Genomic DNA, 12,980 nt, shown 5'->3' with positions numbered 1-12,980 from the left:
AATAATAGCCGCCAAGTCGCAGAATGGCTTCCATGGAAACCGTAATCCCTTGCGTACTGATGCGCGGCGGCACGTCGCGCGGCCCCTTTTTTCTGGGCGACTGGCTGCCGGCCGACCCGGTGCAGCGCGACCGCCTGCTGTTGACCGCCATGGGTTCGCCCCATGCGCTACAAGTTGACGGCATCGGCGGCGGCAACACGCTGACCAGCAAAGTGGCCATCGTGTCGCGCTCGACCCGGCCGGACTGCGATATCGATTACCTGTTTGCGCAGGTGTCGGTGGACCGCGCCATGGTCGACACCCGGCCCAACTGCGGCAACATGCTGTCGGGCGCCGCGCCCTTTGCCATTGACGAAGGCTTGGTCGTGCCGCGCGATGGCGTCACATCGGTGCGGGTGCATAACGTCAACACCGGCGCGGTGATCGAAGCTGTGGTGCAGACGCCGGGCGGCCACCTGACCTATGAAGGCGATGCACGCATCGATGGCGTGCCGGGCACGGCGGCACCGGTGCGGTTGAACTTCCTGGAGGCTTGGGGCGCCATCACCGGCAAGCTGTTTCCCACCGGGCAGCGGCAGGAATATGTCGACGGGGTGGCGGTGACGCTGATCGATGCGGCCATGCCGATGGTGCTGATGCGAGCGCAGGATTTCGGCCTGCGCGGCGACGAAACGCCCGCGCAACTGGACGCCAACGCCGGCTTGCTTGAACGCATGGAGCGCATTCGGCTGGAAGCGGGTCGTCGCATGGGGCTGGGTGACGTGTCGCAGAGCGTCATCCCCAAACCGGTGCTGGTGGCGCCTTGCAATGAAGCGGGCGGCTTGGCGCTGCATTCACGCTATTTCACGCCTCGTGCTTGCCATCGCGCTCACGCGGCAACGGGTGCGGTTGGGGTGGCCAGCGCGTTTCTGATGCCGGGCACCGTGGCGCATGCTTGCGGTGGGCCGCCCGTGGTGGCGGGGTATCGCACCGTGCGCATCGAGCACCCTTCGGGGGGCATGGATATCGATGTCGATCTGGACACGGCCAGCGGCGAGGTACGCGCCGCGGGCTTGGTACGGACGGCGCGCAAGATCATGAAGGGGCTGCTGTACGTGCCCGGCCATTATGTGTTGGCGGGCGCCGAGCCGATGCGCGCGGTTGCATAAGACGCTAGTTTTAGTACGCCGATCAATTCAACTTTTTCTACCGCCGAAGCGGCCCGCAAAGAGGCTGTCACAACACGGCAATCGCTATATCTGGAGACAAGCAATGAAGCATCATCCCATCAAAGCCCTGTGCGCCGCCGCCATGCTGCTGGCCGCAAGCGCCGTGGCGCAGGCTGATTACCCTGAACGTGCAATCACATTGGTCGTGCCTACCGCCGCGGGCGGCGGCAACGACGTGCTGGCGCGCGTGGTGGGCCAGAAGGTTGGCGAACTCCTGGGCCAGACCGTCATCGTGGTGAACAAGCCCGGCGCGCAGGGCGCGATTGCGTCCGACTACGTCGCGCGCCAGCCGGCGGACGGCTACACGCTGATGCTGGGCTACATCGGCACGCATGGCATCAACCCCGCCATGCAGAAGCTGAACTACGACCCGGTCAAGGACTTCACGCCCATCGGCATGGTGGCCGATTCACCCACCATCATGGTTGTGTCCAAGCGCATACCGGTGAAGGACGTGGCCGGCCTGGTGAAGTACGGGCATGAGCATCCCGATGGCCTGAACTTCGCCTCCGCCGGGCCGGGTACCGCACCGGCGATCGCGGGTGAGCTCTTCAACCAGGCCACCGGGATCGCCATGCTGGACGTGCCCTACAAAGGTTCCGCGCCCGCGCTGAACGACACCTTGGCCGGCGTGACGCAGGTGATGTTCCCCAGCTTGTTCAGCGTGTACCCGCACCTGAAGTCGGGCGCGATCCAGGCGGTGGCGGTAGCAGGGTCAAGCCGTATCGCGGCACTGCCCGATCTGCCGACCTTGGCCGAGGCGGGCGTGGCTGGGGTGGACGTGCCGCAGTGGTACGCCATCTTCGCCCCGGCCAAGGTCGAGCCGGCGGTGGTGGATAAGCTGAACAAGGCGCTGAATCAGGCCTTGTCGGACCCGGTTGTCGCGAAGAAGATAGCTGAACAAGGCGCGGAAGTTCGCCGCAGTACACCGGCTGAACTGGGGGCGTTCGTGCAAAGCGAGGCCGTGCGGTGGAAGCAATTGGCGGACAAGCAAAAGTTGGCGGCGCGGTAGTGGGTGGGTGGTGTCGGTCGCGAGTTGAGGGGCGGGTGGCGTGCTACGCGGTTGGTGTCGGGCGCGAGTTGCGGGGCGGGTGGCGCGCTACTCGGTTGGTGACGGTCGCGAGTCGAGGGTCGGGTGGCGCGCTACGTGGCTGGTGACGGTCGCGAGTTGAGGGGCGGGTGGCGTGCTACGTGGCTGGTGTCGGTCGCGAACCGTGGAGCGGGCGGCGTGCTAGGACGCCGCCGGTGCAGGTCGCGAGCGATGGGTGTGACGGCAGGCGCTGTGCCAGGCAATTTGCCGCTGTTGCCAAGCGTGAAACGTCGTGTGCTCCCAGGCGTCTGGCGTGGCGACATGGCCGTGCTTGATGGGATTCATGTGGATGTAGTGGATGCAGGCGGAAAGCTCACGCTCATCGCGGATGACATGTTCCCAAAAGCGCCGCTGCCAGATGCCACGTTCGCCTTTGCGGTAGACGCTGCGGCGGACATGGTAAGGGCGAAAAGCCCGGGAAAACCGCGCCTTGATCCGACGCCAGCGGCCAGAGTAGTCGGCATCGTTATCGGGCAGCCGCCAGATCATGTGCAGATGGTCGGGCAGCAACACCGCCGCCAGCACCGCGAACGGCGCGGTCTGTTGTTCGGCCCGTATGCAAGCCTTCAGCCATGATGCGTGAGGGATCAAATCGTGATGTTCCCGCGCCAGTACCGCAACGGTGAAGAAGTAAGTGCCACCGGGGATATACAAACGCCGATACGCAGTCATTTCCGCCTCCGGAGTGAAAAGGGAAGCATAAGAAATTGGCGTAACGCGTGCCGCGATAGAGAGCTGATTTCGGCACGCATCGCAGATGCCGTGCGTTCGTATGGCGCGCGGTGTTCCATGGCGGCAGATGGGTTGCGCGCGATCCCCACCTTTTCCTTGCCCCGGCCATCCTCGCGCTTCACCCATCCTACGATGGCTGCATGACCCGTTGATCGTAGGATGGGTGAAGCGCGATATGCCCAGGAAAAGAACCCAAGCGTAGATCGCGCGCAACCCATCAAGCAGCCGTCATCACATCACCCCCACCCCACCCGCATCAAAATTCCTCAAATTCGGAAACACCATCCCCAATTCCTCCTTCCCGGCACCAAACCATCCGCCCAGCGCCGCGCCCAATTGGTCCACCGCCAGCGTCGGCAATAAACGCCCGTTATCCACAAACCCCGGGCCGTCCAGCGCAATCTCTGGATGCGTGCCGTAATAGCGGCCGCCCTTGACCGCGCCGCCCATCACGAAATGGTGCGAACCCCAGCCGTGGTCCGAGCCGTTGCCGTTTGAACCCAACGTGCGTCCGAACTCCGATGCCGTAAAGGTGGTGACCTGATCCGCCACGCCCATCGACGAAAGCGCCTGCTGGAACGCCCCCATTGCCTGCCCCAGCTCGCGCAGCAGGGCAGGGTGCGTATCGTTCAAACCCGTGTGATTGTCGTACCCATTCTGCGACACAAAAAACACCTGCCGCCTTGCGCCCAAAGCCTGGCGGGCGCCGATGATGCGGGCCACGATCTTCAACTGCTGCGCCAAGGGTGACGAAAAATCCCCCGGCACCGCCACATCTGCCAGCGCTGCGCGTAATTGCGTATCGGCGCTGATGGACTGCGCCGCGATGCGCGCCATTTCTCGTTCCATCAAGTGTTCGCGCGGTTGCGTGATCAACTGCCGCAGCAGGGCGGTGCAGGCGCTGGAGCCATACATATCCCGGCCCAACAGATCAATCGACGTGGACCCATTGACGCCCACCCGATACCCCGCCACCTTGCGCCCGGCCAGCAGCACCGTGCTGCCGCCTGCCGTAATACCCGTGAAGGTGCGCTGCGCGTTGGCGCCGGCGAACAGATCCGTCAGCCGGCCCGCCCAGCCTGACGACGCGCCTTCGGGCGCCAGCGCCTGCCAGTACGCTTGCTGGTCGTTGTGTGAAAACAGTTTCGGCGGCAACGGTACGCGCGCACCGATATATTCCGCTTTGGACGTGGGCGTGACCAGTGGCCCAACATTGAGCAGCACGGCCAACTGTCCGCTTTCGTACAGCGGCGCAAGCGGCGCCAGCGCGGGGGCCAAGGCAAACTGCCCCCCACCCGCCGCGGGCGCTTTGCCGCGCAAGACCGTGGCTTGCAGCGCATCGCGTTTCAAGCCGATATCACCACGCGCGGCGGCATAGGCACGATAGGCGTCGGTGTCGTAGGGTACGACGGTGTTGTAGGGGTCGTTGCCGCCATACAGGAACACGCAGACCAGCGCCTTGTACGAGGCCGGGGCGGACTGCGCCGCCGCTGCGCCCAAGGCCGCCAGGTTCAAGGCCAGCGGCGCGGCGGCGCCGGTTGCGCCCAATGCGCAGGCGCGCAACAGGAAGGCGCGGCGGTCGGCGTCGTGGGATCGCTTCATTTCTGCACCAGGTATTCAGGGCTGGCGGCCACCAGCAGGATGGCTGCTCGCACGCGGTCGCGCGGCCGATTGGCGGGCACGGTGGCGACGGCCTCTGCGATGGCTTCGGCGGTGCGCTCGCTGAAGGCGTCGCCGGCCAGCAGCAGCACGACGCGCGCCACCAAGGCCTGCGGGTCCTTCGCCAAGGCGATCTCTGGCGCGTAGCTGGTCTGCAAATCTTCCCACCCGCGATCGGCGTAGATCGCCAGAAAATTCAAGTAACCCGCAATGCTCGTCTCGTCGGTAATCTGTAGCTCGGGCGCCACCAGATGGCGCTTGGCCAGTTCCGTGACGGGGGGCGAGTAGCGAGGGCGGAAGAAGTTGAACACCGTTGCCGACCGCATGGGGCTTTGCGCCAGCCGGATGGTGTTGTCGGTGGTATCCGGCATGGCCCACGCGCCATTGATGGACGTGGCGCCGAAGGCGCGCGCCCAGCCCGAGAAGCGCAGGATGGGCTCGCGCACCTTGCCCCAGGTGGGGTCGTTCAGGTCAGGCGCACGCGCCTCGGGGTCCAGCAAGATGGCGCGCAGCACCGCCTTCAGATTGCCGCGCGCGCCGCTGCCGTCGTCGTCGAACACCGCCGACACGCGCCGCACATAGGCCGGGCTGGGGTTGCTGGTGACCAGCCGCTGAATCAGTTGCATGCCGATGAAAGGCCCCACGTTGGGATGCGCGCAAATCACGTCCATGGCTTTTTGCAGCGACAGACGCCCGTCGGTGCCCGCCGGTATCACCGCGCCCAGGAACCGCTTTTCGCTCATCGAATGCAGCGCGTTGTTCAACGCCATGGGCCGCCGGTGAAATTCCACATTGGTTTCCGGGCCGTTGATGTCCCAGCCCGTAAACACACGCGCCAGCCCCTGCACATCCGCATTGGTATAGGTTTCCACCGGCGCCCCGTTCACGAGCTTCACGGTGCCGTCCGGCTCCAGCATCAGCAGCCCGATGCTGAACAACTGCATGACCTCGCGTGCGTAGTTCTCGTCGGGATGGCGGCCGGTCTTGGGGTCTTCCTTGCGGTTGCCGCGATACGTCAGCATGCAGCCCATCGACAGGTTCTTGGTGACGGCGGTCAGCAGCGCCTGGTAGCTGCCCAGCGCGTGCTCGGCCAGCAGGTCCATGAAGCCCGCCGCGCCGAACAGCGGCCACGATGCGGTGATGGACTGCACCCCCACCACGAATATCTCGGACAGGGCGAAGGCCATGCGCGTGCGCACCTGGTCTTCCGCGCTGATGAACTTGCGCCACAGCGTGGACTCCAGCGGCGCGTTGATGCCGTTGCCCTTGAACGCTTCGGTGTTTTTCCGCTGTTGCAGCAGCCAATCGAAGTGCGTCTGGGACGGCGGCATCACCAACTGGGCGTCGAGCCAGTCGGCATAGCCGTCGCGCACCACGGCGTCGATCAGGGCGGGGGTGGGCCCGAACGTGGCCTGCGCCAGAAAGCGCGAGGCCTGGCCGGGGGTAACTGTCATCGCAAGCCTCTCGTCGTATGCGATTGACTACGGTACTGAACCGCGCCGCGCGCTTCAATACCGTCATACGGACGAGAGGATTAATCCCAAAGCATGAGGCTCAGATCGAGCGCGTGATGCCGCCGTCGATACGGATGTTCTGGCCGGTGATGTAGGACGACGCGTCGGACGCCAGGAAGGCGATCAGGTCCGCCACTTCCTCGGCGGTGCCGTAGCGGCCCATGGGGATGCGGGTGCGGCGGTCTTCTTTTTCGGGAAGGCTGTCGATAAAGCCGGGCAACACGTTGTTCATCCGCACATTGTGTTCGGCGTACTCATCCGAAAACACCTTGGTGAAGGCGGCCAGGCCGGCGCGAAACACGCCCGACGTGGGAAACAGCGCTTCGGGTTCGAAGGTGGCGTAGGTGGAGATATTGACGATGGCGCCGGATTTCTGCTGCTTCATCACGGGCGCGACCAGGCGGGTGATGCGCACCACGTTCAACAGATAGAACTCCATGCCCAGATGCCAGTCGTCGTCGCTGATGGAGAGCAGCGGGCCCTTGGGTCCGTGGCCGGCGCTATTGACCACGGCGTCTACGCGGCCCCATTTATCCAAGGTGGTTTCAAGCAGCCGGGCCAGGTCGTCGGTCGACCGGTTCGAGCCGGTGACGCCGATGCCGCCCAGTTCGCCCGCCAGGGCCTCGCCCTTGCCGGACGATGACAAAATGGCGACCCGATAACCGTCAGCCGCCAGTTTGCGCGCCGCGGCCGCGCCCATGCCACTGCCGCCCGCCGTCACGATCGCTACTTTTTCGGTGCTCATGCCTGCTCCTGTCGGGGTGTACGAAGAGCGGCCATTGTAGGGGGAACCCCTTCATTGAAACGGGCCCCGGCCCCGGATTTCCCGGAGGGCGGAGCCCGTGCGGCGCAGCGCTTGCGCGCTGGCTATTCGGTAAGGCGCGGCACCTGCGCGCCGCTTGGTCGGTGAGTCGCAGCGCCCGCGCTGCTTAGTCGACCAGCTTCAAGCTGCCTTTCATCAGCGCAAAGTGGCCGGGGAAGGAGCAAAAGTAGGTGTAGGCGGTGCCGGCGGCCAGCTTGCTGACGTCGAAGGTGATGGAATCTTTCTCGCCACCGCCGATGACCTTGGTGTGCGCGATGACGCGGGCGTCACCCGGCTTCACGTAGTCTTTGTCCAGCCCGGCGGCCATGCCGTCGTTCACGGCGCCTTGCATGTCGGCCGTGGTGGTCAGCACCCAGTTGTGGCCCATGACGTTCTTGGCCAGCTTGCCCGGATGCGTCAGGTTCACGGTGAACTGCTTGCAGCTTTTGCTGACCGTGATTTCCTTTTTGTCGAACTGCATCTGGTCGTTGCCGGCGATATCCACCGAGCATTCGGCGGCCAGGACCGGGGCCGACGCGACAGCCAGGACTGCTGCCACGCACAATTTCTTGAACAACATATTCATGCCTCCAACGTTTCGCAAAAAGCGGATGTCCGGCCTGTGCGACGCGCGCACAAAACCGGTTTCATGACATTCTCACCCCGCTACCGGTCAGAATGCCAACGCCCGCAAGGGCGTATTTGATACAACGCAAGCCGGCGCGAATTACGGCTGCGGGCTGACGCGCCAGATCACATTGCCCACGTCGTCCGCCGTCAGCAGATCACCCTGGCTGTCGATGGCCACGCCTACCGGCCGCCCCTGCGCTTGCCCTTGTTCGGTCAGAAACCCCGTCAGCACATCGCGTGCCGGGCCGTTCGGCGCGCCGTCGGAAAACGGCACGAAGATGACCTTGTAGCCACTGCGCGGATCGCGGTTCCATGATCCGTGCTGGCCCACGAACATGCCGCCGGTAAACGGCGCCGGCAGCCGGGTCTTGCCCGACCAGGCCAGCCCCAGGGATGCCGTGTGCGGACCCAACGCGTAGTCGGGCACGATGGCGCGCGCAACCAGGTCCGGGCGTTGCGGCGTGACGCGGGTGTCCACGTGCTGCCCGAAATAGCTGTAGGGCCAGCCGTAGAAGCCGCCGTCTTTAACGGATGTCATGTAGTCGGGCACCAGGTCGCTGCCCAGCTCGTCGCGTTCGTTGACCGCCGTCCACAAGGTCTTGCCGTCTGGCGCCCAGGCCATGCCGACCGGGTTGCGCAGGCCCGTGGCATAGAGCCGCTTGTTGCCGCTGGCCACGTCGATCTCCCAGATGGCGGCGCGGCCTGCTTCGATGTCCATGCCGTTTTCCGCCACATTGCTGTTGGAACCCACCGACACGTACAGCTTGCTGCCGTCGGCGTTGGCGATCAGGTTCTTGGTCCAGTGGTGGTTGATGCCGGCGGGCAGGTCGGTCACGTGCACGCCGGGGGCGGTGATCTGGGTCTGGCCTGTTTCGTACGGAAAGCGCAGCACGGCGTCCGCGTTGGCCACATACAGCTGATTGCCGATCAAGGCCATGCCGAATGGCGAATTCAGGTCTTGCAGCAAGACGCTGCGGGTGTCGGCCACGCCGTCATGGTCGGCGTCGCGCAAGAGCGTGATGCGGTTGGCGCTGGGCGTCTTGGCGCCGGCGCGCTTCATGACGATGCCCGCCGCCCAGGCCTTCAGGCCGCCACCGGCGCCTTCGGGCTTGGGCGGGGCGTTGGTTTCGGCGACCAGCACGTCGCCGTTGGGCAGCACATAAAGCCAGCGCGGATGGTCCAGGCCGCTGGCGTAGGCGTTCACGGCCAGGCCGGTTGCGGCCACGGGCTGTGCGCCATCTGCCCAGCCGACGGCGCGAGCGGTGTTGACGGTGGGGATCAGGGTGGTGTTGGGGGCGGGCAGCGTGGGCGCGGGACCCATGCCTGCTTCTACGGGCAGGGTGGCCATTTCGCCGCAGGCGGCCAGGGCGCCAAGCGCGGCAAGCGCCACGCCGGCCGCCAGGGCACGCGCAATTCGCAGGGGTGGCATGAGGCGACTCCAAGGCGGTTGGACTGCCCCATCATACTCACCCGCGCGGGCCGCGCGGCCGGACCGATCAGTCGTCGAAGCGGCTGCGCGTGACGGCGCCGGATTGCGGGTCGACGTAGAGCTTCACGCGCTGACCTTGCGGGTCGTAGGCCTTGACCTCGTAGCCATGTTTGCGGGAACGCTCGATCTCGGAGATGTTGCGGTAGCCCGCGGCTTCCATCTTGTCGTAGACCTGGCGGATGGTCAGCATCGGTGCGGCGGGGGCGGTGGCGGCGGGCGCTGCGGGCGCCGGCGTGGCGGTCTGCGCCTGCACGGCGGTGCCGGCGACCAGAGCGGAAGCGCCAATTGCCAATGCGGCCAAGCTTTTCTGAATGCGCGTCATGATGGGTAGCTCCTAGTAATGGAAAGGGTAGGGGAAAAAGGGAACTGAAAAAGCGTAGTGAGAAAATCAGGTCGTTTCGTTGACCCTGTGGCCATTATTGGGGTCGTCGCATGAACCTTTTCTGAAGCCTTTGTTCATGTGCGGTTCATCGGTGGCGCGGTATAAATGGCGGTCGATTCCCCCTATTTTTCAAAGGCCCTGCATTGCGGCAACCCCCATTCTTTCGGCGTAAACGTGGCGGCATCCTGTTGTCGGGCTGCGTGCTGGCCTTGGCGCTGATGGCGGGTCCGGTCAGCGGCCTGGCCGACGACAATGACCACGAACGCGCGCGCCAGGCGCTGGAAGCCGGCAAGGTGCTGCCGCTGGGCGCGGTGCTGGATATCGTTGAACGCGAGTTCCCCGGCCAGGTGGTCAAGGTGGAATTCGAAGAGGACGATGACGAATTCATCTACGAGATCCGCGTGCTGCAAAGCGGCGGCGGCATCCTGAAACTGAAGATCGACGCGCGCGACGGCACCTTGCTGGCCGTGAAGGGGCGCGACATCAAATTCAAGGGCAAGGACTGATGCGCATCCTGGTAGTAGAAGACGAGCCTACGCTGGCCGCCCAATTGGCCGATGCCCTGCACGCGGCGGGTTACACGGTGGACAAGGCCGGCGACGGGGAATCCGCGCGTTTCCTGGGCGACGTCGAAGCGTTCGACGCCGTGGTGCTGGACCTGGGCCTGCCCGTCATGGACGGCCTGACCGTGCTGAAGCAGTGGCGCGCCGCGCAGCGCAACATGCCGGTGCTGATCCTGACGGCGCGCGACAACTGGCATGAAAAGGTGGCGGGCATCGACGCCGGAGCGGATGACTACCTGACCAAGCCCTTTCACATGGAAGAGCTGCTGGCCCGCGTGCGCGCGCTGTTGCGCCGCAGTACGGCGCATGCCAGCGCGCAATGGCGTTGCGGCCCGCTGATGCTGGACACGCGCCAGGCCAAGGCCACCGTCGACGGCCAGGCGCTGTCGTTGACCAGCCACGAATTCAAGGTGCTGTCCGTGTTGATGCAACGCGCGGGCGAGGTCGTGTCGCGCACGGAATTGATCGACCACATCTACGCGCAGGACTTCGACCGCGACTCCAACACCATCGAGGTCTTCATCGGCAGGCTGCGCAAGAAGCTGCCGCCCGACACCATCGAAACGGTGCGCGGGCTGGGCTACCGGCTGGCGGCGCGCGGATGACGCCGGCGCGCGCCGGCATGCTGGGCTCGCTGCGCTTGCGCTTGCTGGCGGGCACCCTGGCCTGGATTGTGGGGTCGGTGGCGCTGGCCGGCTGGGGCTTGGCCAGCCTGTTCCGCCAGCACGTCACGCAGCAATTCCAGGCCGAGCTTGCCCTGCATTTGAATCAACTGACCGCCGCCGTCAACGTGGGCGCGGATGGACGCCCCGTGGTATCCCCGCCGCTGAGCGACCCCCGGCTGGAGCAGCCCTTGTCGGGCCTGTATTGGCAGGTGGACAGGCTGGCCGATGGCGCGCGTCCGGCCGCCATCGGCGTGGCGCGCTCGCGCTCTTTGTGGGACCAGACCTTGCCCGCGCCGGCACCGTCGGCGCTACACGCCACCGAGTCCGGCGACCAAACCTATGACACGACAGGCCCGGCAGGACGCGAGCTGACCGCGTTGGCGCGCACCTTGAAACCCGCCGAGGAAGACGCCGCGCCGCTGCGCCTGGTGGTGGCCGCCGACCGCCGCGTGCTGGCCGAGCCCATCGGCCGCTTCAACGGCATGCTGATCATGGCGCTGGGCGCGCTGGCTGCCGGGTTGACGGTGGCGGCGGTGGTCCAGGTGGTGGTCGGCCTGCGGCCCTTGGCGCGCTTGCGGCAACAGTTGGCCAGGCAGAACGCCGGCAGCACCCGCATCGACGGCCGCTACCCCAGCGAAATCCAGCCCCTGGTGGACGACTTCAACCAGGTGTTGGCGATGAACGCCGAGATCGTGCAGCGCGCGCGCACGCAGGCCGGCAATTTGGCGCATGCGGTCAAGACGCCGCTGACCATCCTGGCCAATGCCGCGTCGCGCGAGGCCAGCGTACCGGCCGCCTTGGTGAACGAACAGGTTGCCATGGCGAACCGCCAGATCGACCACCACCTGGCACGCGCCCGCGCCGCGGCGTCATCGGGCGCCGCCGATGGGCGCGCGCCGCTGCGCGAGGCGACAGAAGGGCTGGTGCGCGTCATGCAGCGCTTGTATGCCGAACGCGGCCTGCACATCGAGATGCAGGGTTTGTCCGACGCGATGGTGTTTCGGGGCGACCCGCAGGACTTGCAGGAAATGCTGGGCAATGTGCTGGACAACGCCTGCAAATGGGCGCGCAGCCAGGTGCGGGTGACGGGCGAAATGCCCAACGCGGGGCATTTGCTTATGCATGTCGACGACGACGGCCCGGGCATCGACGACCATGCGCGCGAACGGATCTTTCTGCGCGGCGTGCGCATGGACGAGCAACTGCCGGGTTCCGGCCTGGGCCTGGACATCGTGCGAGACCTTGCCGGCACCTATGGCGGCGAGGTGCACGCCGGGCGTTCACCGCTGGGCGGGCTGCGCGTCACCCTGCGGCTGCCCACGGCCTGAGCTTTTACTTCACCAAGGTCACCGGCACATCCGTCAGTTGCAGCACCTGGTTGGCGACCGAGCCGATCAGGATGTTGGTCAGCGTGCCATTGCCGCGCGTGCCCATGACGATGCGCGCGCAGCCGTGGTCGCGCGCGTAGCCGGCGATTTCGGTGGCGGCGTGGCCGAATGCGGTGTGGGTGGTGTAGTCGGTGCCGGTCACGTCCAGCAGTTTGCGGGCTTCCCGCGTGGCCTCCTGGCCTTGCCGAAGGTAGAACTCATCGATCATGTCTTGCGTGATTAAGCGCGACAGGCCGACGCGCCCGTGCGTGGGCGTTTGAATGTTAAGCAGATGGACGTGCGCGGCGGACGCGCCCTGGGCCAGTTCGCGGGCGTACAGCGCGGCGCGGTTGGCATTGTCTGAGCCGTCGACGGGGACAAGTATGTTCAGCATGGTTGCTCCTTGATGCGTTACTTGACCAGCGTGACGGGCAGGTCCGTCAGGTGCAGGACGCGGGTGGCGATAGACCCCATGAACAGCGACGACACCGAGCCCAGCCCGCGCGACCCCATGTAGATTTCATCGGCGTTGGATTCACCGGCCACGCGGACGATGGTTTCGGCCGCTTCGCCGATCTCCACGCGCACATCGAAGGGCACGCCGGCTTTGGACAGCAGGTCGCTGGCGGCTTGCAGCGCGGCGGCGCCCTCGTCCTGGTAGTAGGCATCGATATCGGCCTGAGACAGGCCTCGACCGATCTTGCCGGATTGCAGCGGAATCTGCACCGTCAACAGCGCCACCCGTTCGACCGGGTCATATGCGCGCGCCGCCAGCAGGGCTTGCACGGCATGCAGCGAGGGCTGCGAACCGTCAACGGGGATCAGGATGCGTTTCATGCGCGTCTCCTTTGTTATGCGAGCCTGGGTAGGCGGGTCGTT

14 protein-coding genes are annotated in these 12,980 nt (G+C 65.7%); 5 read left to right on the top strand and 9 right to left on the bottom strand.

The genetic code is table 11. The features are described from left to right. The first annotated feature begins 32 nt into the window (after nt 1-32). Nucleotides 33-1,148, top strand: a complete 1,116-nt coding sequence (locus M2361_RS13375; protein WP_259249653.1) for a 4-oxalomesaconate tautomerase — start codon at nt 33-35, stop codon at nt 1,146-1,148. A 103-nt stretch (nt 1,149-1,251) separates the two neighbouring features. Beyond that, nucleotides 1,252-2,220 carry a tripartite tricarboxylate transporter substrate binding protein gene (locus M2361_RS13370; RefSeq protein WP_259249651.1) on the top strand — a complete coding sequence of 323 codons (969 nt, stop codon included), beginning with the start codon at nt 1,252-1,254 and terminating at the stop codon, nt 2,218-2,220. 219 nt (nt 2,221-2,439) lie between these two features. Here M2361_RS13370 and M2361_RS13365 read toward each other — a convergent pair whose 3' ends face one another. From M2361_RS13365 to M2361_RS13335, 7 genes are all read right to left on the bottom strand, one after another. Next, nucleotides 2,440-2,970 carry an REP-associated tyrosine transposase gene (locus M2361_RS13365; RefSeq protein ID WP_259249649.1) on the bottom strand — a complete coding sequence of 177 codons (531 nt, stop codon included), beginning with the start codon at nt 2,968-2,970 and terminating at the stop codon, nt 2,440-2,442. Nucleotides 2,971-3,261: 291 nt separating this feature from the next. Next, nucleotides 3,262-4,632 carry a DUF1501 domain-containing protein gene (locus M2361_RS13360; protein WP_259249647.1) on the bottom strand — a complete coding sequence of 457 codons (1,371 nt, stop codon included), beginning with the start codon at nt 4,630-4,632 and terminating at the stop codon, nt 3,262-3,264. Next, on the bottom strand, nt 4,629-6,143 hold the full coding sequence (locus M2361_RS13355; protein WP_259249646.1) for a DUF1800 family protein: 1,515 nt from the start codon (nt 6,141-6,143) through the stop codon (nt 4,629-4,631). Before M2361_RS13355 ends, M2361_RS13360 begins: the two co-directional genes overlap by 4 nt. A 100-nt stretch (nt 6,144-6,243) precedes the next feature. Continuing rightward, nucleotides 6,244-6,948, bottom strand: a complete 705-nt coding sequence (locus tag M2361_RS13350) for an SDR family oxidoreductase (RefSeq protein WP_100854772.1) — start codon at nt 6,946-6,948, stop codon at nt 6,244-6,246. A 184-nt stretch (nt 6,949-7,132) separates the two neighbouring features. After that, nucleotides 7,133-7,585 (bottom strand): azurin, encoded by a 453-nt coding sequence (gene azu, locus M2361_RS13345; protein ID WP_259249644.1) that lies wholly within the window; start codon nt 7,583-7,585, stop codon nt 7,133-7,135. Between the two features lie 147 nt (nt 7,586-7,732). Beyond that, a complete protein-coding gene (locus tag M2361_RS13340; protein WP_259249643.1) occupies nt 7,733-9,064 on the bottom strand; it encodes a sorbosone dehydrogenase family protein in 1,332 nt (443 codons plus the stop codon). Between the two features lie 67 nt (nt 9,065-9,131). Then, nucleotides 9,132-9,446: a PepSY domain-containing protein gene (locus M2361_RS13335; RefSeq protein WP_259249641.1), complete on the bottom strand. Its 315-nt coding sequence runs from the start codon at nt 9,444-9,446 to the stop codon at nt 9,132-9,134. Between the two features lie 203 nt (nt 9,447-9,649). On the opposite strand from M2361_RS13335, the gene M2361_RS13330 reads away from it, so the two are divergent. From M2361_RS13330 to M2361_RS13320, 3 genes are read left to right on the top strand one after another with little or no spacing between them, the layout of a single operon-like run. After that, the gene (locus M2361_RS13330) at nt 9,650-10,012 is read left to right on the top strand and encodes a PepSY domain-containing protein (protein WP_404976364.1); all 363 of its coding nucleotides are present in this window, start codon (nt 9,650-9,652) and stop codon (nt 10,010-10,012) included. Further along, a complete protein-coding gene (locus M2361_RS13325; protein WP_100854775.1) occupies nt 10,012-10,674 on the top strand; it encodes a response regulator transcription factor in 663 nt (220 codons plus the stop codon). The genes M2361_RS13330 and M2361_RS13325 overlap by 1 nt, the downstream gene beginning before the upstream one ends. Beyond that, on the top strand, nt 10,671-12,062 hold the full coding sequence (locus M2361_RS13320; RefSeq protein ID WP_259249639.1) for a sensor histidine kinase: 1,392 nt from the start codon (nt 10,671-10,673) through the stop codon (nt 12,060-12,062). The genes M2361_RS13325 and M2361_RS13320 overlap by 4 nt, the downstream gene beginning before the upstream one ends. A gap of 4 nt (nt 12,063-12,066) precedes the next feature. Here M2361_RS13320 and M2361_RS13315 read toward each other — a convergent pair whose 3' ends face one another. Next, entirely contained in the window at nt 12,067-12,495 is a 429-nt protein-coding gene (locus tag M2361_RS13315; protein WP_259249636.1) for a universal stress protein, read from the bottom strand. 17 nt (nt 12,496-12,512) lie between these two features. Beyond that, entirely contained in the window at nt 12,513-12,938 is a 426-nt protein-coding gene (locus M2361_RS13310; protein ID WP_100854778.1) for a universal stress protein, read from the bottom strand. Between the last annotated feature and the right edge of the window lie 42 nt (nt 12,939-12,980).

This window comes from Achromobacter sp. JUb104 (genome assembly GCF_024806975.1).
Classification (GTDB): Bacteria; Pseudomonadota; Gammaproteobacteria; order Burkholderiales; family Burkholderiaceae_B; genus Achromobacter; species Achromobacter spanius.
Note: the sequence above shows the minus strand (reverse complement) of the source record. Positions and strands in the feature narration are given on the sequence as shown.

What these genes read in the sequence shown, in the direction of transcription:
- M2361_RS13375 (WP_259249653.1), top strand. Translation starts at nt 33, where the DNA reads ATGGAAACCGTAATCCCTTGCGTACTGATGCGCGGCGGCACGTCGCGC.
- M2361_RS13370 (WP_259249651.1), top strand. Translation starts at nt 1,252, where the DNA reads ATGAAGCATCATCCCATCAAAGCCCTGTGCGCCGCCGCCATGCTGCTG.
- M2361_RS13365 (WP_259249649.1), bottom strand. Translation starts at nt 2,970, where the DNA reads ATGACTGCGTATCGGCGTTTGTATATCCCCGGTGGCACTTACTTCTTC.
- M2361_RS13360 (WP_259249647.1), bottom strand. Translation starts at nt 4,632, where the DNA reads ATGAAGCGATCCCACGACGCCGACCGCCGCGCCTTCCTGTTGCGCGCC.
- M2361_RS13355 (WP_259249646.1), bottom strand. Translation starts at nt 6,143, where the DNA reads ATGACAGTTACCCCCGGCCAGGCCTCGCGCTTTCTGGCGCAGGCCACG.
- M2361_RS13350 (WP_100854772.1), bottom strand. Translation starts at nt 6,948, where the DNA reads ATGAGCACCGAAAAAGTAGCGATCGTGACGGCGGGCGGCAGTGGCATG.
- azu (WP_259249644.1), bottom strand. Translation starts at nt 7,585, where the DNA reads ATGTTGTTCAAGAAATTGTGCGTGGCAGCAGTCCTGGCTGTCGCGTCG.
- M2361_RS13340 (WP_259249643.1), bottom strand. Translation starts at nt 9,064, where the DNA reads ATGCCACCCCTGCGAATTGCGCGTGCCCTGGCGGCCGGCGTGGCGCTT.
- M2361_RS13335 (WP_259249641.1), bottom strand. Translation starts at nt 9,446, where the DNA reads ATGACGCGCATTCAGAAAAGCTTGGCCGCATTGGCAATTGGCGCTTCC.
- M2361_RS13325 (WP_100854775.1), top strand. Translation starts at nt 10,012, where the DNA reads ATGCGCATCCTGGTAGTAGAAGACGAGCCTACGCTGGCCGCCCAATTG.
- M2361_RS13320 (WP_259249639.1), top strand. Translation starts at nt 10,671, where the DNA reads ATGACGCCGGCGCGCGCCGGCATGCTGGGCTCGCTGCGCTTGCGCTTG.
- M2361_RS13315 (WP_259249636.1), bottom strand. Translation starts at nt 12,495, where the DNA reads ATGCTGAACATACTTGTCCCCGTCGACGGCTCAGACAATGCCAACCGC.
- M2361_RS13310 (WP_100854778.1), bottom strand. Translation starts at nt 12,938, where the DNA reads ATGAAACGCATCCTGATCCCCGTTGACGGTTCGCAGCCCTCGCTGCAT.